The sequence below is a fragment of the Caballeronia catudaia genome (assembly GCF_001544755.2).
In the GTDB taxonomy this organism is placed as follows: domain Bacteria; phylum Pseudomonadota; class Gammaproteobacteria; order Burkholderiales; family Burkholderiaceae; genus Caballeronia; species Caballeronia catudaia.
Window position 1 is genome coordinate 35,369 of record NZ_FCOF02000039.1, and the last position, 26,454, is coordinate 61,822.

The window sequence follows — 26,454 nt, forward strand, 5'->3', positions numbered from 1 at the left end:
TCGACAATCCCGCTCAAGACGGACTGTCTAAAGAGCAAAGGAGTAACGACCTATGGACGAATCCGGCCAACCGAATCCGACGCGACGAAATCTGCTTATCGTGGGAGCAGTCTCAGCTGTAGCCCCAATGCTGCCTGTTGGGACAGCAAACGCGCAAAAACAAATCGGCGGTCCATCAAACGGACATTCTTCGGCACTGACGACAAATAATATGCGCGTCGCTTTCAATGTGAATGGCGTGGGTCAAGCACTTGAGCTCGACCCGCGAACTACATTGCTTGATGCCCTACGGGAGCACCTCCTTCTTACGGGTACCAAGAAGGGATGCGATCACGGGCAATGCGGCGCGTGTACCGTCATCGTGAATGGCGTCCGAATCAACGCGTGCCTGAGCCTTGCCGTAATGCACGAGGGTGACGCGATAACAACTATCGAAGGGCTTGGTACGCCGGACCACCTTCATCCAATGCAAGCGGCCTTTATCAAGCACGATGGCTATCAATGTGGATACTGTACCCCCGGCCAAATCTGTTCGGCGGTTGCCGTCCTCAGCGAAATCAAGGCTGGGGTGCCCAGCCACGCGACCGGCGACCTCACAGCCTCCGTTGAGGCCACCAACGTGGAAATGCGCGAACGAATGAGCGGCAATATCTGTCGCTGTGGCGCCTACTCGAATATCGCCGATGCAATGGCCGAAGTGGCGGGGAGCCGGGCATGAAAGAGTTCACCTACGAGCGAGCGAAGAGTCCGGCCGAGGCTGCTGCGATCGCTTCGCAGCGACAGGGCGCGAAATTCATTGCCGGAGGCACCAATCTCATCGATCTCATGAAACTCGAGATAGAAACGCCGGCTCATCTGGTCGACCTTCGGCATATTGGTCTCGACCGCATAGAGGAAACCGCTGACGGAGGTCTTCGTGTCGGCGCACTGGTCACCAATACCCAGCTTGCTGCCGATCCGAGGGTGCGACGGGACTATGGGGTGCTTGCGCGCGCGATCGTTGCCGGTGCGTCGGGGCAATTGCGGAACAAGGCGACAACGGGCGGCAACTTGCTTCAGCGCACGCGCTGTCCATATTTCTACGATCCGAATCAAGCCTGCAATAAGCGGCAGCCAGGGTCAGGTTGCGCCGCAATCAGCGGGTTCAGTCGCCAGTTGGCCGTGATCGGCGGGAGTCCTGACTGTATCGCAACGAATCCAGGCGATATGGCTGTGGCATTGCGCGCTTTGGACGCATCCGTCCGAACCGTTCGTGCCGATGGCCAGACTAGGGTGATACCGATCGCCGACTTCCATCGGCTGCCTGGCACCACGCCAAGTGTCGAGACCGAACTTATGCCCGGCGAACTCATTACCGAGGTGACATTGCCTCCGCCCATTGGTGGGCGGCACATTTATCAAAAAGTCCGTGATCGCGCATCGTATGCGTTTGCCCTAGTTTCAGTTGCAGCTGTCCTGCAAGACGACGGTCGTGGCCGCGTGGCAGTGGGTGGTGTAGCGCCGAAGCCGTGGCGAGTTGACGCTGCAGATGCGGCGATGTCCGAGGGTGCCAAGGCAGTCGCAGAGGAACTTATGAAGGGCGCGAGTCCGACGCATGATAACGCGTTCAAAATGGCCTTGGTCGAGAGGACGATAGCCTACGTAATGGCGCAGGCGAGGGGATAATCAATGAAGTTTGACACGCCAGCAGGACAGAATCCAATCGACCAGATGACCGTCGTCGGTCAACCACTTGATCGCTTCGAGGCGAAGCTGAAGACAACTGGTACAGCTACCTATTCTTACGAGTATCACAAGGTTGCCCCGAACATCGCGTACGGCTACATCCTGGGAGCTGCGATTTCCAAAGGGCGAATCAAGTCAATCGACATGAGGCATGCCGAGTCTTCCCCTGGTGTCTTGGGTGTTGTGACCTATCGCAACGCCGGTCCTTTGGGCATTGGCAAGTTCTACGTGCAACGAATGCTCGCTGCGCCAGAAATCGATCATTATCACCAGCCGGTTGCTGTGGTGGTGGCTGAGACTTTCGAGCAAGCGCGCGCGGCTTCGTCGCTCATTCGCGTCGATTACACGCGCAGCCCCGGCAGATTTGATCTCACTGCCCAACTCTTCAGCGCTCCAGTCGCACCACAGATGGCGTTTGGCGGCCCAACCGAGACCCACGTAGGAGATTTCGAACGAGCCTTTTCCGACGCCGAGACGAAGGTAGACGAGACCTATACCGTTCCCGACCAAGCGCACGCCATGATGGAACCCCATGCCACGATCGCGGTTTGGGAGGACGACCGGGTCACTTGCTGGACCTCGATCCAGCAAATGAACTGGGGTACTCGCGATCTTGGACTCATTCTTGGTATTCCGCGTGACAACGTCCGACTCATTTCGTCATTCATCGGCGGCGGCTTTGGAGGCAAAGGCACAGTCCAGTCGGATCTCGTGCTGGCTGCCGTCGCCGCGCGGTTAGTGCGTCGGCCGGTCAAAATCGCCCTTCAGCGTCCAATCATGTTCAATAACACGATCCATCGGCCGAAGACGATCCAGCGCGTCATGCTTGGCGCCGGGCGCGACGGGAAACTCACGGCGATTGGCCACGAAAGCTGGTCTGGCAACCTTGCCGGCGGACGCACGGAGCCGACAACCCTGTCTACACGAAGCCTGTATGCGGGGTCAAACCGCATGACGCGCGTCCGTTTGGCGACATTAGATCTCGCAGAAGGAAACGCAATGCGAGCGCCGGGAGAAGCGCCTGGCTTGATGGCGCTTGAGATCGCGATGGACGAAATGGCAGAGAAGCTCGGAATGGATCCGGTCGAGTTCCGAATCCTGAACGACACGCAGGTCGACCCAGAAAATCCCAATCGACCCTTCTCATCCCGTCCCTTCGTCGAGTGTCTACGAACAGGCTCCGAACGCTTCGGATGGAAGACACGAAAGGCGCGGCCAGGTCAGCTCCGCGATGGCCATTGGCTCGTTGGGACAGGGATGGCCGGTGCGATTCGAGGGGCACCCATCGGCAAGGCGGGAGCACGGATACGCCTTGACCGCCGAGGTTCTATCACCGTCGAGACCGATATGACCGACATCGGCACGGGCAGCTACACCATCGTGCAGCAGACGGCAGCCGAGTTAATGGGCGTCCCGATCGACAAGGTCGTGGCGAGACTGGGCGACTCGAGCTTTCCAGAGACTCCTGGTTCAGGAGGGCAACAAGGCGCCGCGTCAGTCACTGCGGGCGTATATGCCGCTTGCATGAAGCTGCGGCAGGTGGTCGCCGAGCGATTGGGATTCAACGCCGCTGAGACAGAGTTCACGGCCGGCGAAGTTCGTTCTGGAGGGCGGAGTGTGCCGCTTACTCAGGCGGCTGCAGATGGCGACCTCGTTGTCGAAGACAGCATCGAATTCGGTGATCTGTCCAAGCAATTTGCTATTCAGACTTTTGGAGCGCATTTCGCTGAAGTTGGTGTTAATGCCTTTACTGGCGAGGTTCGCGTTCGCCGGATGCTCGCGGTATGCGCTGCCGGGCGCATTCTGAACCCCAAGACCGCACGCAGTCAGGTAATTGGTGGGATGACGATGGGCATTGGCGCGGCGTTGATGGAAGAGATGGCAGTTGATAAACGGCTTGGCTTGTTCATCAACCATGATTTAGCTGGCTACGAAGTTCCGGTTCACGCGGATATACCCCATCTCGACGCATTCTTTGTCGAAGAGGTCGATCCGGCGATTTCGCCATTAAAGGCGAAGGGTGTGGGCGAACTGGGCCTCACGGGAGTCGCACCGGCCATTGCGAATGCAGTCTACAACGCGACCGGAATACGGGTGCGTCAGTACCCGATCACGCTGGACAAGTTTCTCGATCGGCTGCCGGTCATCGCCTGAGATTGTGATGTCAGGTGACGGACGGAAGTGCTGTCGGCCCGTAGAGTGGTCAGCCACTGCAAGTCTTTCGATGGCTGGTAGCACTTCCAACTCAACAAATATGGAGGAGGTATCTTGGAGGTCACGTTCGATTTTTCTGGACGGGTTGCGCTTGTAACCGGCGCGGCGTCAGGCATGGGTCTCGCGACGGCTAAGGCGTTTGCACAGGCAGGGGCCGCCGTGGCGCTCGCAGACGTGAATGCCGACGCTCTGAGCCACGCGGTCGATTCATTGAGAGTTCCGGCGCATCAAGTGCTGGCGGTGCCCTGCGATGTCACCGATGAGGCCCAGGTTGCTCAGATGGTAAATCAAACGGTGACGACCTTTGGCCGGCTAGACGCTGCCTTTAACAACGCAGGGATTCAGGTGCCGCCAAGTGACGCTGCTGACGAACCGGCTGAGAATTTCGAGAAGGTGACGGCTGTCAACCTGCGCGGCGTGTGGGCGTGTATGAAACACGAGTTGAATCACATGAGAAAGCAAGGCAGCGGCGCAATCGTCAACTGCTCCTCGCTCGGAGGACTTGTGGGGCTTCCCGGCCGGGCGGCCTACCATGCTTCCAAACATGGGGTGATCGGGCTGACGCGAAGTGCTGCTCTCGAATATGCGCCGCGCGGAATCCGCATCAACGCCATTTGCCCTGGTACGTTTGATACGCCAATGGTCGCAGAGATGCTCCAAAAGCAGGCTGACGCGATGAAGGAGATTCTGCGTGAACAACCGATAGGACGCCTGGGGCGCGCCGAAGAGATCGCGGATGCCGTTCTTTGGCTTTGCAGTTCCGGTTCCACCTTCGTCATTGGTCACGCACTCGCCATTGACGGTGGGTTCACGGCGCACTAATGACATCGTTCAACCGCAATCACGCCGGTCCGTTTGTGACGGCGTTGAATGTTGGACCGTCTTGGGGCAAACGCTTGTCACAGACGTCTGGAGCCAGAAACCAGCCCACGATTGTTGCAACAACATTCCCTCCATGAGACCGGTGCATTCCATGATCACATCCTTGTTTCGCATCATGCTTGCTGTCGCCGTCGTGCACACGTCGTTGGCAATTTCCACCGAGACGCTGGCCAGCGAATCGATGACAAATGTCGCGCAGCAGGAGATCGTGCGTGCCGGCTCTCAGCCGTCCGTGGCTGGGTCGGACGAGTACTTCGTCGGTCAAGTACGTGTGCAACCCGTATGGCCGGCAGACGCGAGCATCAACGCCTCAGGCGGACTGGTGACATTTGAAGCGGGCGCGCGTTCGGCGTGGCATACCCATCCGGCCGGCCAACGACTTGTTGTGACATCAGGCTCCGGGTTGACGCAAGAATGGGGCAAGGAAGTCAAACAAATCCGGGCTGGTGACGTGGTTTGGTGTCCGCCCGATGTGAAGCACTGGCACGGGGCCGCGCCCAACTCCGCGATGACTCATCTAGCTGTAACCGGCACAGTGAATGGAAAGAACGTTTCCTGGATGGAGAAGGTCACCGATGAGCAATACAACGGCCGTTAAGCGCCTAAGAACGCGCGTTCAGACCTCGGCGTTGGCCTTGGTCGTGAGCCTGGTTTCGACACCAGGCTTACCCTCTACAAATGAAGGAGCATCGAACATGACGAACACAGGAATGAATTTGCCGAGTGCCTCTGAGACCTTGACCGCTCGCCAACAGGCGATTGTGCCTATCGCAGCGTTCGCCGCCGCAGGCGATATTGCCAATTTGAATGCCGCTCTCGACCATGGCATGGACGCCGGACTCACGGTCAGCGAAGCAAGAGAGATTCTGGTGCAAGTGTATGCTTACGCCGGTTTCCCGCGCAGTCTAAACGCGCTCGGGGAACTCATGAAGGTTCTTGAGTCGCGCAAGCAGCGTGGCGTACAAGACGCACCCGGCAAGCTTCCCAGCGCTCCGATTCCCACTGGAGACGCTTTGCTCGCTGCTGGCACTGCGAATCAGACTAAGTTGTCTGGCGCCCCCGTGAAAGGACCGCTTTTTGATTTCGCTCCGACGATTGGTGAATATCTCAAAACCCATCTTTTTGGCGACATCTTCGAACGGGACAACTTAGATTGGCAGAGCCGCGAGCTAGCTACGGTGAGTATGCTTTCCGTTATCACGGGCGTGGAGTCTCAACTGCAGGCCCACATGCGCATCAGCATGAATATAGGCCTATCTGCGGACCAGATGCGTCAGGTGGGAGAAGTATTAGCCGACCGCGTGGACGGAAACGCCGCACAACGGGCACGCGAAGCACTGGATCGCCAACTTGCTGCGGCACAGGGACACTGAAGACTGCTGAGCAGTCCCAGTCTCGAGCCAGTGCGGTCGCGATTCTCGTGGGGCCTCAACAACCGTTGGATTCTGCGCCGCGGTTCCGTGCAGCCCCCCGAACGCCGTTCTTGCAAGAGGTACACTTTCGGTATCTCAAGGGCGTGCTAATCGCTGCGCACGACTCGGATCGAGAAGAACATCGGGCGGAAATCAGGTCGAACGGCTGATAACTGGACCGGAAGGTTGATGATCAAAGGATGTGGAGGAGGCATCACCCACGTTCCGAGCACAGTGATAAAACACATGCAAAAAACTGATTGTAAAAGGTCGTTGCAGGGGAAAGTGTGGCCATTGTCGGTGCTTCGCTGTAGCGCGGTGGTCAGCGGAACAGCCTGGTTCGACGCCTAAAAAGCATGGCTGCTTTCAGAGAAGGCAGGCGGTTTCCCACGAGATCTTGGTCCGCACGCCGCATGACATCTATTCGTGAAAGGATGCAGTCGCATCTGGCCACCAACGGAGCGCTGATCGTCTTCGGCGCATGCCTCGTCTAACCAAGTTAGCGCCCGCGATGCTTCAAATGAAACCAAAGAGCCGCCGATCCAAATCATCGAAAAGCTCTGCATTTGATTTCTCATGACGCCCTGTGTTCGTGCGCGCTGAGACTGGACTTTGAAAGGAACTTCTTGTCCTAGGACGGCCAATTGCATAGCGAGAACGGTTTCGCAGGGCGCCTCGCTGACGCCGTCCGGAGACCAAAGTTGAGTGTGCATTTGCTTGTAGTACGCCATAGCCTCTGGATTGGCTTCTGCAAGGCGCCGGGACGATTGCTTCACGTTGGTTGTCTTCATCATATCCACAGGGGCGCAACGGTAAGTGTCGGCAAATCTCTCGTCGGACACGCTTTCGAGCGGTTCGGCCCGGGCTACGATTTCGGTGCGTTGTCAACCTCGTCGGCTACAGCGCCGCGCATCACCGTTGGGCCGAATCGCTTGGAACTTAAGAATTTCAAGCGTCATGCGAAGTCAGATACTGAGAAGGCGCTCAATGTGCGCCTGTTTCGGCGCACTAGTCTTCCACTCAAAATGCGAAGTTTCAAGGTACATCGTGGACGGCAGCTGAATTGCGGTCCATCGGAGAGGGCTCGACCGAAGTACGCAGCCGAACTCCGCGAGTCTCTGGAACAAATTGAGTGGCAATCAAACAAGCAGTTGCGATGAGTGTCAGGTAGCAAGCAGGAGCAAGGGGATTGCTGGTAGTTTTCGTCAAGTATGCCGCGATGAAAGGGCTCGTACCACCGAATAGAGCAACGCTGAGTTGGTATGAGATGGCATGACCGGTTGCCCTAAAGCTAGTCCGGAAGAACTCAGGAGCGGCGACGAAACTCGCTCCTCCATTAATCCCGAGGCCAATCACCAGTAAGAGTTGACCCAGTACGGCGCCAGAGAAGGTCCCTTCAGCTGCAAGATGTATCGCAGGGTAGGCTGCTAACGCCAACCACGCCGCGCCAAAAGAGAGAACACGCTTTCGTCCAATACGGTCGCTCAGGTACCCACCGAAAGGTAGAAGTGCGGAAAGAGCGATGACCGCGATTGCGTTCGAAATCAGTGCGGCGGACGATTCCAAGTTGGCGACTTTGACGAGAAAGGTGAACATGAAACCAAGGACAAGATACGCCCCGACCGAATAAATGGGCTGAATCATGATCACGTGCAACATCGCTCTGACTCCCCCCGAACGAACGACTTCACGGAGAGGACTGGAACCTTTTTCATCCCGCACTGCTTGTTTGAATTCTTCAGGTTCGTCGATATCCCGTCTCAGCCAGAATCCTACGACTCCAATTAAGCCGCCGACAAGAAATGGAACACGCCATAACCATTCAGCGTAAGCGGCTTTTCCTGCAAACACTTGAAGACCAATGAGCAGTCCGGCCACGACAGCATTGGGGAGGTGTGAAAAAATAAGAGTGAAGCCAAGCCACAGTCCTCGACGATTATCGGGCGCCGACTCGACGATATAGCTTGTCGTTCCCGTGGTTTCACCTCCGACTGCAAGCCCTTGCGCCAATCGGCAAACGACGAGCAAAACCGGAGCCGCGATGCCAATCTTCTCGTACGTGGGAAGAAGACCAATGGACGCCGTTCCGAGCGCCATTAGCCATACGGTGAGCGCCATGACCCTGACTCGCCCAAGACGGTCCGCGAGCAGCCCAAACGTAAGTCCACCGAGAGGCCGGGCTAGGAAGGCGACAGCATAAACGGCGAATGTACTAAGGATCGCTGCCGTCTTGTCGCTTCCTGGAAAAAAATGAATCGCCAGTATGGGTACGGAAAATCCAAAAACTGCAAAGTCGTATAGTTCACCGAAGTTTCCGATGGATCCTGCCGCCAGGGTACGCCATGGACTTGTCGTCTTAGCCATTGTCTCCTCCCAGATGGGAATGTTTTCAATTGGACCGTCGCCTGCAATTGCTGGCGAACGTTCGTTTCAACTTGTAATGACGGTCCGCGAACGCTCCTCGAAGTTCGACTCGATTGATCGTTTCATCGACGCGCGTGGTGGAACCGCGTCCTCCAAGATCATGTCGGCTCCTTTTTCACCGATCATCATTGTGGGTGCGTTTGTATTGCCCGCAGTGACTCGGGGCATTATCGAAGCATCGATAACTCGAAGCCTGGACACGCCCCTCACTCTCAAGCGCTCGTCGACCACCGCGTGCAGATCACTGCCCATTTTGCAAGTGCCCGCGGGATGAAACGCACAACTGCCGTCCTGCTCCATGAACGCCAATAACTGCTCGTCAGTCTGAACGTTCGCGCCAGGAATCTTTTCGCGAATGATCCTCGAAGCCATCGGCTCTCTTGACATGATCTCCCTAATTTTGCGGATACCCGCGATCATGGCTTGGACGTCGGCAGTAGCGGTGAGGTAGTTAGGCGTGAAGGCTGGCGCGTCATTCGGATTTGCAGACTTCAACGTAACTGTCCCAGTAGACGCAGGCCGAACCTGATAGACGGACGCTGCCACGGCCGGCGTCGGTTCTACCTCAACATAGCCGTTATGGTGATAAGTGAACGACATCGGCCTGAAACTTATCTGTAAGTCCCCGTACGGCTCATCAGGTCGACTCTTGATGAACGCCGCTACTTGGGACGAGCCGAGAGCGAGATAGCCAGTATGGGTAGTCAAATAACGAATTCCCTGCCAATACTTCCGGAGGCCGCGTAGGTCCTGGTTATAAGAGCTGCCGCGAGTTGCCTCGAAACTGCAATGTACATAGAAGTGGTCTTGAAGATTGCGTCCAACTCCTGGAAGCTCCATTACTACTGGAATTTGATGGCGCTGCAGCTCACCGAGAGGACCAATGCCAGACAACATTAAGAGATGGGGGGAGTTTAGGGCACCGGCGGAAACAATCACCTCGCGCGAGGCGTATATAACGCGGCGCTCGCCACCTTCAATGACTTCAACGCCAACCGCATCGCGCCCGTCGAATTTGACGCGCTGCACGTGGCAGCCTGTGCGAATGGAAAGGTTTGATCTTGAGACGACTGGCGCCACATAGGCCGAATATGCAGAATGACGTCGCCCTGCACGAATGTTGTGCTGAATAAAGCCTACCGCGTCGTGCTCCGCGCCATTCAAATCTTCTGTGTAGGGGATTCCACTTGCCATTGCGGCCGCGATAAAATCATGCGAGCTTGGATGTTTCACCACGGGATCGCTTATCCAAAGAGGCCCTCCGACGCCGCGAAACCGGTCTTCGCCTCGCGCATTGTGCTCCATGCGTTTGAAGTATGGGAGCACCCGGTCAAACCCCCAACCTTGGTTTCCCAAGCTTTCCCAATGGTCGAAGTCGTTCCTATGGCCCCGAATATAGACCATACCATTTATGGAGCTCGACCCACCCAGTCCTCGTCCCCTGGGCCAATACATCCGCCGATCCCGTAGGGTAGGCATAGGCTCGGTTAAGTAGTTCCAGTTGAGAGTCTTGTGAAAAAAGAGTTTTGCCATGCCCGCAGGCGTATTAACCCAGAACTCATCCGAGGTGGGGCCAGCTTCGAGCATTAGAACTCGGTTGGATTTCCTCTCACTCAACCGTCGTGCTAGCACGCATCCGGCGGAGCCGGCGCCGACAATGACATAGTCGTACATTTCCATATGAGTCAGGTCTCCTTAACTGATCTTTCGGATGGCGCGAGCTTTTCATTTATCAGCTTGCGTTGCGCTTGGCTGCAATGTGTTTTCGATAGTCACAGTCTCATGAGGACCGACTTGGTCTGGGTGTACGCCTCAATGGACTCAGCACCCATCTCTCGGCCGTACCCCGATTGTTTATAGCCGCCAATCGACATGACGGGATCGGTCTCTGCATAAGTATTGATCCAGACCCTGCCCGATTTCAACGCGCGAGCGACGCGATGAGCGCGGCTGGCATCGCTCGTCCACACGGCCGCGGCCAGGCCGTACGAGGTCTCGTTACCCTTGAGGACGGCGTCGTCTTCGTCTTTGAAGGGAATGATCGAAAGGACCGGGCCAAAGATTTCCTCTTGGGCGATTTGCATTGCATTCTCCACATTGGAGAATACCGTGGGCTGTACGAAGTAGCCGATATCTCCGACTCGACTGCCACCCATCATCAAGCGCGCACCTTCTGACTTCCCGGCATCAACATACGAAAGCACTCGCTCCATCTGTTTGCGAGAAATAAGTGGACCCATCTGTGTGTCCTGAGCCAGGGGAGAGCCGACTTGGTATTGGGACGCGAGATTGCAGATGCGACGAGTCACTTTGTCATGCAGACTTTCATGCACGAAAAGTCGCGTTCCTGCAGAACAAACTTGCCCGGAATTGCGACAGAAACCGATCACTGAAGACTCGACTGCCCTATCCAAGTCTGCGTCAGGAAAGATAATGTTAGGAGATTTGCCACCGAGTTCCAGCGTTACCTTTTTCATGTTTCCTGACGAGGCCTGCAGGATGCGTTTCCCAACCTCTGTGGACCCGGTAAAGGCAATCTTGTCAACATCTCCGTGCAATGCCATTGCAGCGCCTGCAGTCGGGCCGAAGCCCGGCACGATGTTGACGACCCCTGGAGGCAACTCAAGACTGTGAATCAACTCGCCAAGCCGAATGGTTGAAAGTGGAGCTTGCTCGGCGGGCTTGAGGATAGCGGTATTGCCGCAGGCTAGAGCGGGGCCAAGCTTCGATGCTGCCATCACTAAGGGAACGTTCCAGGCATTGATCAATGCGCAGACTCCCATGGGCTCACGCAACGTATAGATGAAGCGTGAGTTGTCGGTTGGATTGGTCGTTCCGTGGATCTTGGTCACCCAGCCAGCGTAATACCTGAAGAGCTCAGCTGCGGAATGCACCCGGGTGATGCTATAGGCGATCGGTGCTCCCATGTCAAAACTTTCTAGTACAGCGAGTTCTTCAGCATGCCGCTCGATTGCGTCTGCGATTCGAACGAGATACTTGGCGCGCGCATGTGGGGAAATACCCGACCACGAATCCGATTCAAAGGCTTGACGAGCGGCGTGTACTGCAAGGTCGATGTCGGCCGTATCCGCTTCGGAGATCTCTGTCAGCACTTCCTCTGTCGCTGGATTGATGGTCGTAAAGGTTTTCTTAGAGAGCGCCTCAATCCACTCGCCGCCTATCAACAGGCGTTTGCCGCCTGATCGTATCCAGTCCAGTGCGGCGCGGTGAGCCTTGGTGGAGGTTGCGGTTTCTGACGCGGCGCTCATTGATTTGCTCCAATGTTGAAGTGGCCCTTCGGTCCGATCGCGAGCCCCGTCCTCTGAAAGCTGAGCAAGAGCATCGCTTCCCGGGTCTTCAGTTGGTGCCGCGAACGCGTTCTTGCAAAGCTTCTTGTTGGAGGGCAGGTCGCGTCAAGCTAGTAAAAAAGGGACTTTGATTCGACCGTGACCCATCGTAGCACCATTTTCTTCATCGGCATTAGTTTCATTGACCGGAACGCATCGTTGCTCCGGACCGTCGTGTATGGCAGTCGTTCACCACGCTACTCGTTCGAGCGTCAGCGGGGCGACTTTGATCGGACGCCGTCCGGCCGTTGCATGGCTCGCCCAAGTTGAGACCGCACAGCTTGTCTCGTTGTTGAATTGCGCGGAGGTGGTGTGGTGATTGCGGCGACCCGGGTCAACGCGATTTTCGACGACGAGCGTTGCGATGAAGATGGCTGGCAGATGCGAAGAAGATTTCTCGAGAAAGGTTGCAGTCACGGAGGCAGCAGACAAGAAGAGGGCGGCTCGAAACTTTGCGGCTGAGAAGCAGGCGGCCAACACTTCATCGGTAGGAACAAAAAGGCATCGGTGAGGAGCGGCGGTGCCAGTGAGGCGCCCGCGACGAAGCCGCCAGTCAACGGGCGGTTAAAAAAAATGGGCTAGTCCAAAGGCTTAAGGTGAGTCCAAAGTGCAGGCGCCTGCTCGGCAGGGCGGCGAGCGCATAATTGCTGTCGGGAAGCAAGCGGTTCATAGGCTGCCGTTGCGCCTTAATCCCTCGACGCGCTTGATCAGCTGGATCGCTACTCGTTTTTCTACTCGAAACCTGGGTGGGACGATCTGCCAATCTGCGCCGAAGCGTGCACCTTTTTATAGCCCGGAGCGCTTGAGCATCGCCTCGGGATAGCGCGCGCCTTGAATTGGCACCGCTTCAGCGCCATCCCTTATTTCCTTGAGGTCGGTATCCGATAGCGTTACAGACAATGCGCCTATGTTCTCCTGAAACCGGTCAAGGCTGCGGGTTCCGAACAGTGGAACAATCCATGGCTTCTGCGCGAGAAGCCATGCAAGCGCGATTTGTGCGGGCGTTGCTCCGTGGCGATCGGCGATGGTTTTCAGCAGAGAAACGAGCGCCTGGTTTGCCTGACGGGCCTCCGCCGTGAAACGGGGGATTTGACCGCGGAAGTCGTCGCTATTGAACGCCGTGCCCGCATCGATCTTACCCGTCAGGAAGCCCTTTCCGAGCGGACTGAACGGGACAAAGCCGATTCCGAGCTCCTGTAAGGTGGGAATGATTTCGGCTTCGGGCTCGCGGGTCCACAGAGAATATTCGCTTTGCAGTGCGGTTACCGGATGAACTGCATGCGCCCGGCGGATAGACTGTGCGCTAGCTTCCGATAGACCGAAGTGGAGAACCTTACCCTCGGCGACTAGGTCCTTCACGACACCTGCGACGTCCTCCATTGGTACGTTCGGGTCGACACGGTGCTGATACAGCAGGTCGATATATTCGGTCCTGAGTCGGCGCAGGCTACCCTCCACGGCCGACCTTATCTGCGATGGCTTGCTGTTGACGCCGCCCCGGTGCTCACCCGTCGTCTGATCGATGTCCCAACCAAACTTCGTGGCAATCCGTACCTGTTGGCGAATACCAGCGAAGGCTTCGCCCACCATTTCTTCATTGGTCCAAGGACCATACACCTCAGCGGTGTCGAAGAAGTCCATGCCGAGGTCCACTGCTTCTCGCAACAGGTTAATCATCTGTGCACGATCAGGGATCTCCCGGGACTTGCCATATCCCATACAGCCGAGTGAAAGAGCCGATACTGTAAAGCCTTGACCAAGTGTACGAGTCTGCATGATCTGCCTCTTCATCGGGAAATTCCAGTTTTGCGCGTCCGACGGCTTCCGACCTCTTAGCCACGTCGAAATGACTATCAGTTGACCGCAACGCATTTATTGCCCCACCACTCCATCGACGATGTAGGTCCGGCTGTTACCGGACCGGTGGCGAATAGGAATGATGGCCTGATAGGCTGGAGAGTTGTACCAAGCCTGTGCCTGCGCTAACGAGTCGAACTTGATGATCACCAGACGCCCTTGCGCGCCGAAACCTTCTTTCACGTCCATTTCACCGCCGCGAACGATAAAGCGTCCGCTAAACGGCCTGAAGGTCGATTCGACTGCGGCGCTGTAAGGCTTGATGCCTTCGGGATCGGTCGCCTGGAACTCGGCGACGTAATACGCCGGGTTTGTAACTGACGACGGCTGCGCCTGAACCGACAGTGGGCCCAAGTTGATGGCCATTCCTAAGGCTGCCAACCAAACGAACCTCATGTTTTTCATGGAAATCCTCGCGCTGCGATCCGGCCGGCTTTCGTCACGGCTGATCGCCCATTTTCTTGAAGATTAACGGCATCGCGTTTGTATCCATGGCGTGCATGTCCACAAGCCGCAGTGATTTCACCATCTCCAACGTTGACGTCTTATATTTCTGGAAATGCGGCGACCTTATGTGGGCATTGTATGCATCGCGGTTCGCATAGATTTCCAAAATCCTGATCTGAGTTGGATTCTCCCTTTGAGCGGACGGGAAGATGCAGAGAACTCCCGGTTCAAGACGCACCGAGGCTTCCGCCTCTTCAGCCAAGATGCGCTGATATTCATCGAGACGTTGGCTGAAGACCTCGATCTCAGAAATGCGCACTAACATGGTCGTCGGTTCTTGCGCGTACACATCGGCGTGTGCGGTCAATAGCGCGAGGGTGCAGATCAGCACCCGTATGAGGACGGACGTGGGGCAGTATCTTTTGAGCATGGTGGATATCTCATTCTTCCGTTTCACACTTTCGAGCGGCAACGCTCTCAGCAAGGTGTTAGACCAGGCACGATTAGGGCTGCTGTCGCTGTCGGTGAACCATTCAGCCGCGCGGCGGCGTAATCGTCGGCGGCTGCTTGGGGAGCGGGGGCACGATCCCATCGACAGGGTGCGGAGCATAAGGCTCCTCGAGTGCAGCGATTTCGACTTCCGTCAATGAGAAGTCGAGCGCGCTTATGGCGGTCGCAAGATGCTCTGGCTTTGTCGCCCCGACGATCGGGGCCGTGATGCCCGGCTTTGACAGCAGCCACGCCAGCGCAACATACGCGCGGGGCACCTGGCGATTCTCGGCGATACGCGCCACGACCTCGACGACTTTTTGATCCTGAGTTTCGGCGTTTTGGTACATCTTCAAAGCAAACGCATCGTTCTGCGTCCGCGTGGTGGTTTCGCTCCAGTTGCGCGTCAACCTGCCACGGGCCATGGGACTCCAGGGAATGACGCCAACGCCCTGATCGGCGCAAAGCGGCAGCATTTCCCGCTCTTCTTCGCGGTAAAGAAGGTTGTATTGGGGCTGCATTGAAATGAAACGTGTCCAGCCGTTGCACTCTGCGATGTGTTGCATCTTCGCGAAGCGCCATGCCTCCATGGACGACGCACCAATATAGCGGGCCTTTCCCGCTTTCACGATGTCGTGCAGCGCTTCCATGGTTTCTTCGACAGGGGTGCCGTGATCGAAGCGGTGGATCTGGTAAAGGTCCACATAGTCCATCCCCAGTCTGTTCAGGCTGTCGTCGATTGACTGGAAAAGCGCTTTGCGGGACAGGAATCCGGTATTGGGCGAGTTGCGCCAAGGGAAGAAGGCTTTTGTCGCGACGACAATCTCTTCGCGCCGGGCCATGTCGTTAAGCGCTCGTCCCGTAATTTCCTCGGAGCTTCCGCCCGAATAGATATTTGCAGTGTCGAAAAAATTGATGCCGGCTTCCAGTGCCTGCCGGAAAAACGGGCGAGATGCCGCTTCATCGAGCGACCAGGGCTGAGGCAGACGGTTCGGCTCTCCATAGCTCATGCAGCCAAGGCAAAGGCGTGAGACTTTAAGACCCGTCCGGCCAAGGTTGATATATTCCATTTCCATCTCCAATGATCTGTGATGACCAAACACCATGGATATAAGGCGCAGAGCCTGCGGCCAACCTGGGATTTCAAACGCTTCCAGGTCACGGGCCGGCCCTGAGATGGGCGGTGCCCCCTCTCAGGCGTCGCTAGCTGCAAAAAGCGCTTCCCACCCTACGAACGGGCCAAGAGGAATGATCTCCCAGTCAATAAGGCCGACCTTGGCGAGCGGGAACTCGGCGAGAGCCTGCTTTGCTGTGTCTATCGAATCGCTCTCGGCAATGATGGCGACACCTAGACGATCCTGACGGAAATAAATGTCGCGCACGAACCCGGATTTATAGAGCTGCCAACCGTGGCGCACTTCTTCCAGGAGGTGAGGTTGATATGTTTCGGGGCTGGAGCCGGGCAGGGGTACGTCGAGACAAAGCAATCTCATTGTCCTGCTCCGGCCATGAACTGCTTCGTCACCTCGGCGACGCGCTGGCCCAGATAGGCGGCCGTATCGAGGTCGCTGCTGATGGGAGACAGTTCTGGCGACTCGTCATGCGATTGTGCCATTGCACCGAGCCAACCACCGACACGGTTCTTCTCCTGCGGTGACTTGCCCGGGAAAATGTCCAGGCCCACCCAGATCATCCCGTGCTGCGCGGCGAACAGCGCCATAGTAACGAGGGAATTGAGCTTGTCGCCGTGCATGGCCCCGGAATTAGTGAAGCCAGCGGCGATCTTGTTGCGCCATGACTGCGAAATCCACGCGGTGCGGGTCGAGTCTTCCATTACCTTCTTGAGGCGTGCGCTGACCGTGCCATTGTAAGTGGGCGAACCGAAGATGATGGCATCACTCGCTGCCAGCTTGTCCCAAGGGGCGTCCCCTCCGGCTACTGCAATCAATTCTACTTCGGCTTCAGGAACGCGCCGAACGCCGTCTGCCACAGCCTGGGCCTGCTTCGCCGTGTGGCCATAGCCACTGTCATAAAGGACGGTAACGATCATTTGTGTCGACATTGAGGTAAGCAATATCCTCATTGTCGTCACGTGGAGCCGCTACCGGAAGTACGGTTTTGGTTGAGTGACTATCAACCAACGGTTTAGAATGCGTTGCATGATGGGACTGCGTTCAACAAAAGGGATGACGTGGATTCTTCACAGCGGGTTCGGGGAATCGTTTCGCTGGTGCAAGCCGTGGACACCGGCAGTTTTGCGGCGGCCGGCCGGGTGCTGGGCATCACGTCGGCTGCCGTGAGCAAGAACGTCGCCGGCCTTGAAAAGGCATTGGGAGTGCGATTGATGAATCGCACGACCCGCGCGTTGAATCTAACCGAGGAGGGAGAGGCATTTCTGCGGCAAGCTCGGGTCGCGCTGGAGGCACTTGATGCCGCCGTTGATATGATTGCTGCACAGCGCGCCGTGCCTAGCGGGCGGGTTCGCATTTCGACAAGTGCTGCATTTGGGCACGACCATGTGATGCCGGCTTTACCACCACTATTGGATCGCTATCCAAGCCTCTCGATCGAAGTCGACTTCGATGATCGCGTAGTGGATCTTGTGCGGGATGGCTATGACATCGCCTTCAGGGGCGGCAATATCCCTGATTCTGCCCTCGTCACCCGTCCGGTCTGTCGCCTGAATACGGTGTTGGTTGCCTCGACTGACTATCTGGCAAGGCACGGCGCACCGCGAACGCCTGACGAGTTGCAAGCGCATCGGCTCATTGCGCGGCGATTCCTGACCGGTCATATCGCGCCGTGGAATTTCAAGGCCGACGATGGAAGCATCACGACATTCGACCCTATGAACAAAGCATCGCTGACGCTATCTGCGCCGGAGTCGCTCGTCCAGGCAGCATGCGACAGCGTTGGAATCGCCGAGGTCGCTGTTCATCTTGCCTGGGACCATCTGCGTTCCGGCACGCTGAAGATAGTTCTCCACAGGTGTCACCGGCCTGGAACATACGAGATGGTGATGCAGTATCCCCACAGGGCACTTACGGCACCACGGGTGCAGGTCACGGTGAGCCATCTGCTTGAGGCGCTGTCGGCAGACGACAAGCTGCATGTGTCCATGGATACCTTGAATGCCTACACCGCTTAGCGGCTACCTCCACGGATACCGTTGAGTGGTCGTCGGGCTCAAGCACCGAGGCCAGCACCCGCGCCGGGGCGCGGTGCTGGTGGATGCAACGGACACCTAACGGGCGCCCTTGAGAGCAAGCGCGCGGACAATCGCGTCGTTACGCCAATTATCATAAAACCGGCGCGAACGGCAGTCGTCACCGGTATCAGCGTCGCAACAACGGAATGTACGGCAGCTTCCGCCGAGAAGGCTGTGCATGGCCCTACATCCTGTATCCGGGTTTCTTGAGCAGCGTTCCAAGCCGTGCCTGGATGTCCGGTCCATAAACCTCATCCTTCCATCGGTCCGACGAGACTTCCTCGAAGCCGACTGAGACAGACTCCTCTCCGTAGCCGAGGATGTCCATCACATCACGAGTGATGGCCTCGGCCAGCCGGCGCTTTTGCGCCTCCGTCTTGCCCGGCCAAGCTTCAACAATGACATGCGGCATGGCATTTTCTCCAGGGGTGAACCGAGCGGGAAAGCGAGAAGTGCGCGTCCCGATCGGCAGCGCTCAATACGCTTGACTAGTAGGGCGGAAGAGCACTTCGTTGATGTCCACGTCTTCCGGCTGACTGATGGCGAACGCCACCACGCGCGCGAACGAGCTGGCCGGAATCGCCTTTTCATACGTCTTCGCCATCCCCGCGGCGATGTCTGGGTCGGTGATCGTATCGGTTAGTTCAGTCGCGACCGCGCCAGGCGAAACGATGGTCGTGCGGATATTCCAGGGTTTGACCTCCTGGCGAAGTCCCTCCGAAATCGCTCGTACTGCCCACTTCGTACCGGCGTAGACGGCGCCTCCGGGGCCCACCTTATGACCCGCGACGGACGAAACGTTGATGATCTGACCGCCTTTCTGCGCCTGCATGTGGGGCAGCGCAGCGCCGATACCGTACAGCACGCCCTTGATGTTGACGTCGATCATCCGGTCCCACTCGTCGATCTTCAGCTTGTCGAGCATCGAGCTTGGCATGAGGCCGGCGTTGTTGAGCAGTACATCGATCCGGCCGTGCAGTTCCACTGCACGATCGACCAGTGCCTTGACCTGACTGCGATCCGTCACGTCGGTCTGCAGGATGGCTTTTGCATCAAGTCCCAGCTCGCTCGCGAGTGCTTCGAGTCGATCGAGGCGACGCGCGCCGAGGACGACTTTGGCGCCTTCCCTTGCGAGGTGACGCGCGGTCTCTGCACCGAGTCCGCTGCTGGCGCCAGTAATGACGACCACTTTGCCGTGAATGTTTTCACTCATCGCTATTTCCTCGTTTTCTGATAATGCCGATCACGTCGCCCGCTTCGAGAAAACATCCTCGAACTTGGGCATTGCAGAGAAGACGTTCGGCCAACCCGCGTAAAAAGCGAGCTGCGTGACGACCTCGGACGCCTCGTCCCTGGTGAGCCCGTTGTCCATCGACCGATTCAGGTGATACGGAATCTGCGCGACCTGGCCATTTGCAACGAGCGCGCTTACCGTCACGAGACTTCGGAGATCCCTTCCCTTCATTGCGCACAGGCAGACATGAGCAGCGCTGCACATGTAACTGCAACGACACGCGCGAAACGGCGCGTCGTCGGGTCACGGTTGGCGATATTGCCCATCGGTGACCTGTTCACGCCAGTTGACGTTCTCACTATCGAGCGCCTCTTGGAGCGCGATGTGCGTCATTCCGGTGGTGGACGTGGCGCCGTGCCAATGCTTCACGCCCGCCGGAATCGACACCACGTCGCCCGCAGCGATCTCCTGCTTTTGCTCGCCCCACGCTTGTATCCATCCCCTGCCGGACGTGACAATCAGCGTCTGTCCAAGCGGATGTGTGTGCCACGCCGTACGCGCGCCCGGTTCGAACGTCACCCGTCCCCCGGATAGGCGCGACGGTGCCTTGGGCTGAAACAGAGGATCGATGCGTACCTGGCCGGCAAAGCGTTGATTGCTTCCGGACACTGATGGCTGCGAGCCGCTATGCGCGACCGTGATCGGCTCAGAGCCGCCGTCAGCGGCGCGGGCTCCAAATGACACCAAGACGACGCAGGCGAGAAGTGCGGCACGCGTCATCACTTCTCGCCGCTGCCGAGGTATTGCTCGTCTGTCACTTTTTCCAGCCATTCAACATTTTTGCCGTCGAGCGCTTCCTGAATTGCGATATGCGTCATCGCGGTCGTCGAGGTCGCGCCGTGCCAGTGCTTGTGGCCCGGCGGGCACCAGATCACATCGCCGGCGCGGATTTCCACGCGCGACTCGCCGTCGCATTGCGTCCAGCCGCATCCTGCCGTCACCACTAACGTCTGGCCAAGCGGATGGGTATGCCAGGCCGTGCGCGCGCCGGGCTCGAACGTTACGCTTGCGCACGAGACCCGCGCGGGCGGCGGCGGAGCGTTCAGCGGATCAATCCGCACCGTGCCGGTGAACCATTCGTCCGGCCCCTTCATTGACGGTTGGGAGCCTGCGCGTTTCAGTTCCATGGTCGTTCCTTGTCTATGTCGTGAAGGCATATGCCACCTGACACTAATCTACCCGCTGGCCATTAATGCGACTAGGTGGCAATATCGGCATGCCCTTATGCGTGGGAGCATGAATTGAAGGAAGATTACAACGATCTGTTCGGTTTTATGATGGTCGCCCGGGAGCGCAACTTCACGCGTGCGGCGGCGCAGTTGGGCGTCTCGCAGTCAGCATTGAGCCGTACTGTGTCCGCTCTTGAAAAGCGGATTGGCTTGCGGTTGTTGACGCGCAATACCCGTAGCGTTTCACCGACTGACGCCGGCGAGCGGCTCCTTTTGGCCATCGGGCCTCGATTTGAAGAAATTGAGGCTGAGGTGGACTCGTTGCGCGCGATGACGAATCGGCCGGCGGGGACGGTGAGGATCACGACCACGGACTACGCAGCGAACGCGCACGTCTGGCCCCGGTTGCAGCCGCTGTTGCGCCAGTATCCCGAAATGCACATTGAGCTGGTAAATGACTACGGATTAGCTGACATCGTTGCGGATCGATATGACATCGGCGTGCGGCTCGGCGACCAGGTCGCCAAAGACATGGTCGCGGTGCGTATTGCGCCCGATATGACGATGGCGGTTGTCGCGTCGCCGTCATATCTGAAAGCAAGGCCGCCAGCGAAAACACCTCAGGAGCTCACGCTGCATAACTGCATCAATTTGAGGCTGCCAACACGGAACGCTCTGCTTCCTTGGGAACTGCGTAAGGGACGGCGCGAACTGCAGGTGTGGGTTGAAGGGCAGCTCACCTTCAATAACGTCTATCAGATGGTCGACGCATCGCTGGCCGGCTTTGGGCTCGCCTACGTGCCCAAAGACCTTGTCGACGAGCATGTGCGTGCAGGGCGTTTGAGATGGGTGTTGGAAGACTGGTTTCCCACGTTCGTCGGGCATCACGTCTACTACGCTAGCCGCAGCAAATCGTCGCGCGCAGTCGAGCTTGTTGTCGACGCATTGAAAGCGGGTTATCAGCCGCGAGCGCGATGACGGATTGATACCCCAAGCGAAGCGCAGGAATCGTTTGTCGGGGCGTTTAGATATAACGCTCCCAGCATCGTGCCACGCATCGCATCGGCAGCGAACGGCGTTTCGGGCGGAGCGCTGCCGGTGAAGCGCAGTTTTCAGCGCGAGTTTGTTCCTGGTGCGCGTTTGCCCGCCGCCCGAGATCGCGAAATCGAGCCTTTGCAGTCATGGCGCGGGTAATGCGACGTCCAGAAGTCCTACTCCAAGGTCTCTCGTGTCGATCGACGTGCTGGGTCCCAGCAAGCCAAGGAGTGCATCGCGAGACGCCCGGCTCGCACTTGTATTAGTCGGAGGCCGTCTCTGGATCAGATTGCGCACCGTGCTGACATCTGCATGTCGACGGTGCTCGAACGATCGACGGCACAGAGCAGTGATTTTGATGCTCATGTCGGACCTTAGATATGTCCTCTCGTAGGAGAGCGACTCTTCTCGATGATCTCGCTAATGCGGGCGTCGAAGTTGCTCCCGATCGAACGCATGAACATAGACGTTGTCGCGCGTAGCATGTAGCTTCCCACTCAACTAGAAAGCGAGAGAGCTCAAGATTTCGCGTGCGCAGCCGTTAGGCGATGGAGATCATTGAGAGGAACGTCCCTTTGAAGAAAGCTCTGATTCTCGCACTAGTTGCGTCATTGACGGGGTGCGCCAGTTGGTGTGACAGCAGTGAGGACCGTGAGAAATGTCTGAATCGCGTCCACGTCGCACAAGCGGTCGGTGCCGTCGTCGCCGTCGTTGGAGTCGTTGCCTTGGCAGCCCATGGTGGAGGCGGGGGAACGGCCGACAACTCTTACAAAGGCAACTGCCAATACGACTGGCAAACTGCCGCAGATGGGTCGCGATGCGGCCTGAGATCCGCGGAATCTCGCCCCGGTGGCTACTGAGTACGGGTTCCTAGATTCGAACCAAATGTTGCGCTTTACGACCGATGTCAGCACCTTGGATCCAAGCCACTTTTTTGCGATCGCCGAAAAGCCGGTAACGCAAGCGCTTGCTGATCTTGACGTCAGCGCTATGGGGGGCGTTCAGGTCGACAGGCGGGCCGAGAATCGCATGCTGCATTAGCTGTGTCGGGGCACTCGCGGGGCTGACATGCATATCGAATGTGAATGAGTCAAGCGGAGGAAAGTGGAGGAAAGGGTAAGGTTCGTGCACGCTAGGTGCGCTTCTTGTTTTCAGCGAGATTTGGTTTACGGCACGGTCCGCGCGAACTTTAGATTTTTTGGACGCTCGTTTCGCAACTGCCGTCGAGGTTTGCTAAGGGCGCAATTCGAGCCTTACATCGTTGGAAATGCGCCACGCGCTCGGGATAGTCAGGCACTTGTGGGGGATATATCATTTGCTCGCTGATTGCGGTTAGTGTCAAAAACCTAAATAAATCCGGGGTAGACCATGAGTATCGTCGAGGGCTTCGAGCGTAAAGCGCTTTTTAACATCACGCGTGCCGTCGCTTTGATTTGCGTAACAGCGTTTCTGCTTATCATCGTTGGCGGTGTGTTCTACGGCGTGTCCGTATGGCAAGAGCAGGTGGACACGAAGGTGCCGCCGCAAGAGATCGTCGAACCGCTCCGGGCGGCGCAGGCAAGACCGACAGATGTCGCTGGACCCAAGGGTGTGCAGCCACCTGGTCAACAAGCGGCGGAGCAGAGCCCGCTCGCCGGCTATAAGATCCCCTTCGTGCTCCAAAAATATGTCTCCGGTGACAATGCGAAAATCGTCAAGCGACATCTTGACGAGATTCCGGTGGTTGAGCGCCAGGCGTACATCGATGAACTCGGCGCGGTAGTGACGGATGCGGAGGCAAAGAAAGTCGACGGCATCGAGGCGATCAACTCGTACATGGAAGTGAAAAGCGAGCGCTATAAAACGGCATCTGCAAAGAGTCTGCAGAAATGGGAGACGTTGAAAACCGTCGCGGAGGTGACTGCAGGTGGCCTTCTTCTGGTAGCGCTCTTCAGCTTGGTCTTGGTGCTGCTCGCAATTGAGCGAAATACCCGTTCATTGCGGCAGGCACAGGTCGAGAGCCGCGCCTTTCCGGATGTTCAGCGCGAGGTCGCGACAGTATGAAGCCGTTCACATCATTTCGACAGTTCGGGGGTGTTGGCGCAATCGCAATGTCTGTTGTCTTCACTCTGGGTGGTTGTGGGAAAGACGCCAACAAGCCTGCAGCCAGCGCATCGAACGATCGGTATCCGGGGTATCAGCAGGTGGGCGAATCTGGAGATGCTGCGCAGTTGTGGTTCAACTCTACTGACATCGGCCGAAGCGGTAGCCACTACATCGTCCATGCCTTAAAGGCTTTCCCGCAGGGTTACGCGCGATTTGACGTTGCGACGAACTGCCGCGACGCAACCCGACGGCTCTCGGGGACGCAATACCGGGTCGACGGAACGGCTGAAAAGGAATATCCCGGCAACGATGGCGCGGTGAATGCGAAATCTGAACCCGGCATGAGCGAGCTGATGTCGGCGGCCTGCGGGATCGCAATGGCTTCGCGATCCATCGCCGGCAACTTCAATGTACCCGCTGCGCTCGAACTCCTGTACGGCCCCTACGACAATACGAGCAAAACCGCGCGATGGGAAGAGGCGACTATTCCGTCCGATCTGGCATGGCGGGAGAACCTTCAACTGGCCGTTGGAGGCGTGATGCGCGTGAAGGGCGTCGCAACGTTCGACTTCTCTGAAGGCGGGAAGACCAAGAAAGTATTGGTAACCGACTCGATGCCCGAAGACGGCGGCTGTCACGCGTGCACGGGCCTACTCGGTGTCGCCGTCTTCGCAAAGGACGGCGACAAGTGGAAGGTTGAGTCCAATCACCCTTACGTCGCTTCAATGGGAGCAATGGGCTCAGTAGGAGACCGTTTCGATTGGGTACCAGCCGGAGATGACTTGTACGCGTTGGTGGTGGGCGGTGACGACATGCATCAAGGCTATCAAACAGTATCGACCACAGCATTTGTGCGAACCAAGGAAGGTAGCTTTGTTAGTGGGATAGACGATGGCGACACCGGTACGTCTGATCAGGAAACGTTGCTTGCACAAACGACTTTCATCAAGGGGAAAAACCCCTCGCATTACGATGTGAAGGTTGCGATTTCCTATCGCCTGCCAGGAAAGGCCGTGTACGTGGCGGACCACGTTTATCAGTATTCGGGTGGGAAGTACGTGCTCACAAAGAAGGACGATCCGCCGAAGTTTGTCGAGACAGCGATGCCCGTCTCTGATGGTTCTGCTCAATCAGTGAACTTCAACCCGTCCTCCTCACTCGGTCCAACACCTGCGGTTGCAATTGCTGCCGCGATCGGTCCCAGCTTTGACTGCGCGAAGGCTAAGTCAGACGCGGAACGGCTGATTTGTTCGGACAGTGATCTTGCGTCTCGTGACGTCGAGCTCGCGTCGCTTTTCGTCAGGGCGAAAGCGGCGGTCACTGACAAGAGCGCGTTCAAGGAACGCACGCGACAGCAATGGAACTATCGTGAAAATGTGTGCCACGACCGCGAGTGTCTTGTTCGTTGGTACGTCGATCAACGAACAGCGCTTTCCCACATTGCGGATACTGGTCGGATAGATTGACGGGGAAGTAGCTGGTTTGCTGCGGTTGACATGGTTTTTGAAAAGCCGTTGGTAGTTTATTGAAGACCGACAAAGAAAACTTATAGCTCGATGGGGACCAATATGATTTCGAAGAACATGATTGCTTTTGCGCTGTGCGTGATTTCAGTGACTTCGTTTGCGCGCGGCGGAGGCTACTCGGGAGGTCACAGCAGCTATCACTCGAGCGGGACCGGGGAGCACTACGTGAACGGGTACACACGCAGCAACGGGACATACGTGGCCGGCCACCACCAGACGAATCCCAATGGTACTAAGTACGACAACTGGTCGTCGAAAGGAAACGTGAATCCATACACAGGAAAAGAGGGGACAGTCGATCCGTCTAGGTGAGGGTTTCCTGTTAAGCATCGACGGTCGAACTCTTGATGCGCATACCGTTGGGCAGTTGTTCCTGCTCAACGGCGTTAGTGTCTTGGGCTGAGAGGGTAGGTCGACTAGCCACTCCGCTATGCACTGCACGCCGCCGTAGGGCGCCCCAATGACCAGGGCGTGCTCGATCACGTGCGGAGACAACTCTCTCGGCTACCGGTCTTTTTCGGTACGGACGTGAAGTCGGCGACAACGAGAGCCCACGTCTTCCCGCCCTGCACGGGGACGCCCATGACTGAAGCACGACGTGCTAGCCTCTGCGTGCAGCGCGAACACCCGGCGCACGGGACCATAGGCGCATTTCCCTTGATGTCCCTGTGCCTGGGCTGCAAGCAAAAAGAAAAGCCCGTCGCGAAGACGGGCCGAATGTTTCGAGAGCTGAGCGCCATCCAAGTGCGCTCCCAGACATGCTCGCTGTAGTTCAGCGTTAAGACAACCGTCCAACTCGATTTTTTGTTTCGATGCGCGAAACGCCTTCCAATCGTTGGCGTTAGCGACGTTTCTCGTAGTGGTCGCCCGTTCGCGAATTTTTGTATTGGCCGCCCTTGTGAGAAGAGCCGTGTCCGCCAGCATAGTGACCACCACGCGCTTCCGCGATGGCCGGAATGACGAACGACGCGCAGAAAAGTGCCACGATGAGTTTCTTCATTGAATTCCCCCTGTAAGCTTTTCCGCCGCATGAATCAGCGGCAGTATCGATGTCGGCAATTCGTTTGCCCATTGCCCCGATTCGAAGGAAACAAGCGGGCGGGCCGCTCATCATCCAGTTAGATTCGGTGTTGAATTCACCGTCAAAGAACCAAATTCTTGAGTGGTCGCGGCGGTGATCTAAGAATTAGTAATTCACCAAAGAAGAAACGGGGTTCTCATCACTGACTTCAGCCACTGGCTGTGGCATAGTGCGGCCATACTTAAGGAACCTCTGCATAACCCTACTTATAGTGGCGATAAGGAGTACTATTAGAGAACCAGCGACTTGGAGGAATCAC

General features: G+C 57.2%; 25 protein-coding genes. 10 read left to right on the forward strand and 15 right to left on the reverse strand.

Translation table 11 applies throughout. From position 1 onward, the window contains the following. Window positions 1-52: 52 nt before the first annotated feature. From paoA to AWB75_RS28525, 6 genes are all read left to right on the forward strand, one after another. Entirely contained in the window at window positions 53-718 is a 666-nt protein-coding gene (gene paoA / locus AWB75_RS28500) for an aldehyde dehydrogenase iron-sulfur subunit PaoA (RefSeq protein WP_061127367.1), read from the forward strand. After that, complete coding sequence (locus AWB75_RS28505; RefSeq protein ID WP_061127368.1) at window positions 715-1,665, forward strand: FAD binding domain-containing protein; 951 nt, start codon at window positions 715-717, stop codon at window positions 1,663-1,665. Before paoA ends, AWB75_RS28505 begins: the two co-directional genes overlap by 4 nt. Window positions 1,666-1,668: 3 nt before the next feature. Then, window positions 1,669-3,879 (forward strand): aldehyde oxidoreductase molybdenum-binding subunit PaoC, encoded by a 2,211-nt coding sequence (paoC, locus tag AWB75_RS28510; protein WP_061127369.1) that lies wholly within the window; start codon window positions 1,669-1,671, stop codon window positions 3,877-3,879. A gap of 114 nt (window positions 3,880-3,993) precedes the next feature. Then, window positions 3,994-4,761 (forward strand): glucose 1-dehydrogenase, encoded by a 768-nt coding sequence (locus AWB75_RS28515; protein ID WP_087086952.1) that lies wholly within the window; start codon window positions 3,994-3,996, stop codon window positions 4,759-4,761. Window positions 4,762-5,002: 241 nt separating this feature from the next. Beyond that, window positions 5,003-5,419, forward strand: a complete 417-nt coding sequence (locus AWB75_RS28520; protein WP_456061786.1) for a (R)-mandelonitrile lyase — start codon at window positions 5,003-5,005, stop codon at window positions 5,417-5,419. 97 nt (window positions 5,420-5,516) lie between these two features. Next, the gene (locus tag AWB75_RS28525) at window positions 5,517-6,194 is read left to right on the forward strand and encodes a carboxymuconolactone decarboxylase family protein (protein WP_061127370.1); all 678 of its coding nucleotides are present in this window, start codon (window positions 5,517-5,519) and stop codon (window positions 6,192-6,194) included. Between the two features lie 1,074 nt (window positions 6,195-7,268). On the opposite strand, the gene AWB75_RS28530 is transcribed toward AWB75_RS28525, so the two are convergent. The 9 genes from AWB75_RS28530 to AWB75_RS28570 form a co-directional block, all read right to left on the reverse strand. After that, entirely contained in the window at window positions 7,269-8,597 is a 1,329-nt protein-coding gene (locus tag AWB75_RS28530; protein ID WP_061127371.1) for an MFS transporter, read from the reverse strand. A 66-nt stretch (window positions 8,598-8,663) separates the two neighbouring features. Continuing rightward, on the reverse strand, window positions 8,664-10,337 hold the full coding sequence (locus AWB75_RS28535; protein WP_061127372.1) for a GMC family oxidoreductase: 1,674 nt from the start codon (window positions 10,335-10,337) through the stop codon (window positions 8,664-8,666). A gap of 92 nt (window positions 10,338-10,429) precedes the next feature. After that, window positions 10,430-11,926, reverse strand: a complete 1,497-nt coding sequence (locus AWB75_RS28540) for an aldehyde dehydrogenase family protein (protein WP_061127373.1) — start codon at window positions 11,924-11,926, stop codon at window positions 10,430-10,432. Between the two features lie 864 nt (window positions 11,927-12,790). Beyond that, the gene (locus AWB75_RS28545; RefSeq protein WP_061127387.1) at window positions 12,791-13,780 is read right to left on the reverse strand and encodes an aldo/keto reductase; all 990 of its coding nucleotides are present in this window, start codon (window positions 13,778-13,780) and stop codon (window positions 12,791-12,793) included. Window positions 13,781-13,876: 96 nt separating this feature from the next. Continuing rightward, entirely contained in the window at window positions 13,877-14,266 is a 390-nt protein-coding gene (locus AWB75_RS28550; RefSeq protein ID WP_200823047.1) for a DUF1330 domain-containing protein, read from the reverse strand. Window positions 14,267-14,300: 34 nt separating this feature from the next. Beyond that, window positions 14,301-14,918, reverse strand: a complete 618-nt coding sequence (locus tag AWB75_RS38825) for a putative quinol monooxygenase (RefSeq protein ID WP_235012279.1) — start codon at window positions 14,916-14,918, stop codon at window positions 14,301-14,303. Continuing rightward, entirely contained in the window at window positions 14,842-15,867 is a 1,026-nt protein-coding gene (locus AWB75_RS28560; RefSeq protein WP_061127390.1) for an aldo/keto reductase, read from the reverse strand. Before AWB75_RS28560 ends, AWB75_RS38825 begins: the two co-directional genes overlap by 77 nt. A 123-nt stretch (window positions 15,868-15,990) precedes the next feature. Then, complete coding sequence (locus tag AWB75_RS28565) at window positions 15,991-16,290, reverse strand: hypothetical protein (protein WP_061127374.1); 300 nt, start codon at window positions 16,288-16,290, stop codon at window positions 15,991-15,993. Next, window positions 16,287-16,847, reverse strand: a complete 561-nt coding sequence (locus tag AWB75_RS28570; protein WP_061127375.1) for a flavodoxin family protein — start codon at window positions 16,845-16,847, stop codon at window positions 16,287-16,289. Before AWB75_RS28570 ends, AWB75_RS28565 begins: the two co-directional genes overlap by 4 nt. Window positions 16,848-16,988: 141 nt before the next feature. Here AWB75_RS28570 and AWB75_RS28575 point away from each other — a divergent pair, with 141 nt between their 5' ends. Then, entirely contained in the window at window positions 16,989-17,945 is a 957-nt protein-coding gene (locus tag AWB75_RS28575) for a LysR family transcriptional regulator (protein WP_061127391.1), read from the forward strand. Window positions 17,946-18,189: 244 nt separating this feature from the next. Here AWB75_RS28575 and AWB75_RS28580 read toward each other — a convergent pair whose 3' ends face one another. The 5 genes from AWB75_RS28580 to AWB75_RS28600 form a co-directional block, all read right to left on the reverse strand. After that, window positions 18,190-18,417, reverse strand: coding sequence for a tautomerase family protein (locus AWB75_RS28580; RefSeq protein WP_061127376.1), 228 nt, complete (start codon window positions 18,415-18,417; stop codon window positions 18,190-18,192). A 63-nt stretch (window positions 18,418-18,480) separates the two neighbouring features. After that, a complete protein-coding gene (locus AWB75_RS28585; RefSeq protein ID WP_061127377.1) occupies window positions 18,481-19,218 on the reverse strand; it encodes an SDR family oxidoreductase in 738 nt (245 codons plus the stop codon). A 30-nt stretch (window positions 19,219-19,248) separates the two neighbouring features. Then, entirely contained in the window at window positions 19,249-19,503 is a 255-nt protein-coding gene (locus AWB75_RS28590) for a carboxymuconolactone decarboxylase family protein (protein ID WP_061127378.1), read from the reverse strand. Window positions 19,504-19,542: 39 nt separating this feature from the next. Next, a complete protein-coding gene (locus AWB75_RS28595; RefSeq protein ID WP_061127392.1) occupies window positions 19,543-19,941 on the reverse strand; it encodes a (R)-mandelonitrile lyase in 399 nt (132 codons plus the stop codon). A 77-nt stretch (window positions 19,942-20,018) separates the two neighbouring features. Beyond that, complete coding sequence (locus AWB75_RS28600; RefSeq protein WP_061127379.1) at window positions 20,019-20,426, reverse strand: (R)-mandelonitrile lyase; 408 nt, start codon at window positions 20,424-20,426, stop codon at window positions 20,019-20,021. Window positions 20,427-20,540: 114 nt separating this feature from the next. Here AWB75_RS28600 and AWB75_RS28605 point away from each other — a divergent pair, with 114 nt between their 5' ends. The 3 genes from AWB75_RS28605 (at window position 20,541) to AWB75_RS38235 (ending at window position 25,054) form a co-directional block, all read left to right on the forward strand. After that, window positions 20,541-21,446 carry a LysR family transcriptional regulator gene (locus AWB75_RS28605; protein ID WP_327220019.1) on the forward strand — a complete coding sequence of 302 codons (906 nt, stop codon included), beginning with the start codon at window positions 20,541-20,543 and terminating at the stop codon, window positions 21,444-21,446. 1,425 nt (window positions 21,447-22,871) lie between these two features. Then, window positions 22,872-23,546 (forward strand): hypothetical protein, encoded by a 675-nt coding sequence (locus AWB75_RS28615; protein ID WP_061127380.1) that lies wholly within the window; start codon window positions 22,872-22,874, stop codon window positions 23,544-23,546. Continuing rightward, window positions 23,543-25,054: a lysozyme inhibitor LprI family protein gene (locus tag AWB75_RS38235; protein ID WP_200823048.1), complete on the forward strand. Its 1,512-nt coding sequence runs from the start codon at window positions 23,543-23,545 to the stop codon at window positions 25,052-25,054. Before AWB75_RS28615 ends, AWB75_RS38235 begins: the two co-directional genes overlap by 4 nt. 901 nt (window positions 25,055-25,955) lie before the next feature. Here AWB75_RS38235 and AWB75_RS37790 read toward each other — a convergent pair. Then, window positions 25,956-26,186 (reverse strand): hypothetical protein, encoded by a 231-nt coding sequence (locus AWB75_RS37790; RefSeq protein WP_235012280.1) that lies wholly within the window; start codon window positions 26,184-26,186, stop codon window positions 25,956-25,958. Between the last annotated feature and the right edge of the window lie 268 nt (window positions 26,187-26,454).

Excerpts from the sequence above, each read along its gene's own strand:
- AWB75_RS28535 (WP_061127372.1), bottom strand. The coding sequence starts at position 10,337 with ATGGAAATGTACGACTATGTCATTGTCGGCGCCGGCTCCGCCGGATGC.
- AWB75_RS28615 (WP_061127380.1), top strand. The coding sequence starts at position 22,872 with ATGAGTATCGTCGAGGGCTTCGAGCGTAAAGCGCTTTTTAACATCACG.
- AWB75_RS28550 (WP_200823047.1), bottom strand. The coding sequence starts at position 14,266 with ATGAAAAACATGAGGTTCGTTTGGTTGGCAGCCTTAGGAATGGCCATC.
- AWB75_RS28545 (WP_061127387.1), bottom strand. The coding sequence starts at position 13,780 with ATGCAGACTCGTACACTTGGTCAAGGCTTTACAGTATCGGCTCTTTCA.
- AWB75_RS28590 (WP_061127378.1), bottom strand. The coding sequence starts at position 19,503 with ATGTGCAGCGCTGCTCATGTCTGCCTGTGCGCAATGAAGGGAAGGGAT.
- AWB75_RS28570 (WP_061127375.1), bottom strand. The coding sequence starts at position 16,847 with ATGATCGTTACCGTCCTTTATGACAGTGGCTATGGCCACACGGCGAAG.
- AWB75_RS28565 (WP_061127374.1), bottom strand. The coding sequence starts at position 16,290 with ATGAGATTGCTTTGTCTCGACGTACCCCTGCCCGGCTCCAGCCCCGAA.
- paoA (WP_061127367.1), top strand. The coding sequence starts at position 53 with ATGGACGAATCCGGCCAACCGAATCCGACGCGACGAAATCTGCTTATC.
- AWB75_RS37790 (WP_235012280.1), bottom strand. The coding sequence starts at position 26,186 with ATGGGCAAACGAATTGCCGACATCGATACTGCCGCTGATTCATGCGGC.
- AWB75_RS28580 (WP_061127376.1), bottom strand. The coding sequence starts at position 18,417 with ATGCCGCATGTCATTGTTGAAGCTTGGCCGGGCAAGACGGAGGCGCAA.
- AWB75_RS38235 (WP_200823048.1), top strand. The coding sequence starts at position 23,543 with ATGAAGCCGTTCACATCATTTCGACAGTTCGGGGGTGTTGGCGCAATC.
- AWB75_RS28540 (WP_061127373.1), bottom strand. The coding sequence starts at position 11,926 with ATGAGCGCCGCGTCAGAAACCGCAACCTCCACCAAGGCTCACCGCGCC.
- AWB75_RS38825 (WP_235012279.1), bottom strand. The coding sequence starts at position 14,918 with ATGCTCCGCACCCTGTCGATGGGATCGTGCCCCCGCTCCCCAAGCAGC.
- AWB75_RS28505 (WP_061127368.1), top strand. The coding sequence starts at position 715 with ATGAAAGAGTTCACCTACGAGCGAGCGAAGAGTCCGGCCGAGGCTGCT.
- AWB75_RS28530 (WP_061127371.1), bottom strand. The coding sequence starts at position 8,597 with ATGGCTAAGACGACAAGTCCATGGCGTACCCTGGCGGCAGGATCCATC.
- AWB75_RS28585 (WP_061127377.1), bottom strand. The coding sequence starts at position 19,218 with ATGAGTGAAAACATTCACGGCAAAGTGGTCGTCATTACTGGCGCCAGC.
- paoC (WP_061127369.1), top strand. The coding sequence starts at position 1,669 with ATGAAGTTTGACACGCCAGCAGGACAGAATCCAATCGACCAGATGACC.
- AWB75_RS28520 (WP_456061786.1), top strand. The coding sequence starts at position 5,003 with ATGACAAATGTCGCGCAGCAGGAGATCGTGCGTGCCGGCTCTCAGCCG.
- AWB75_RS28525 (WP_061127370.1), top strand. The coding sequence starts at position 5,517 with ATGACGAACACAGGAATGAATTTGCCGAGTGCCTCTGAGACCTTGACC.
- AWB75_RS28600 (WP_061127379.1), bottom strand. The coding sequence starts at position 20,426 with ATGGAACTGAAACGCGCAGGCTCCCAACCGTCAATGAAGGGGCCGGAC.
- AWB75_RS28560 (WP_061127390.1), bottom strand. The coding sequence starts at position 15,867 with ATGGAATATATCAACCTTGGCCGGACGGGTCTTAAAGTCTCACGCCTT.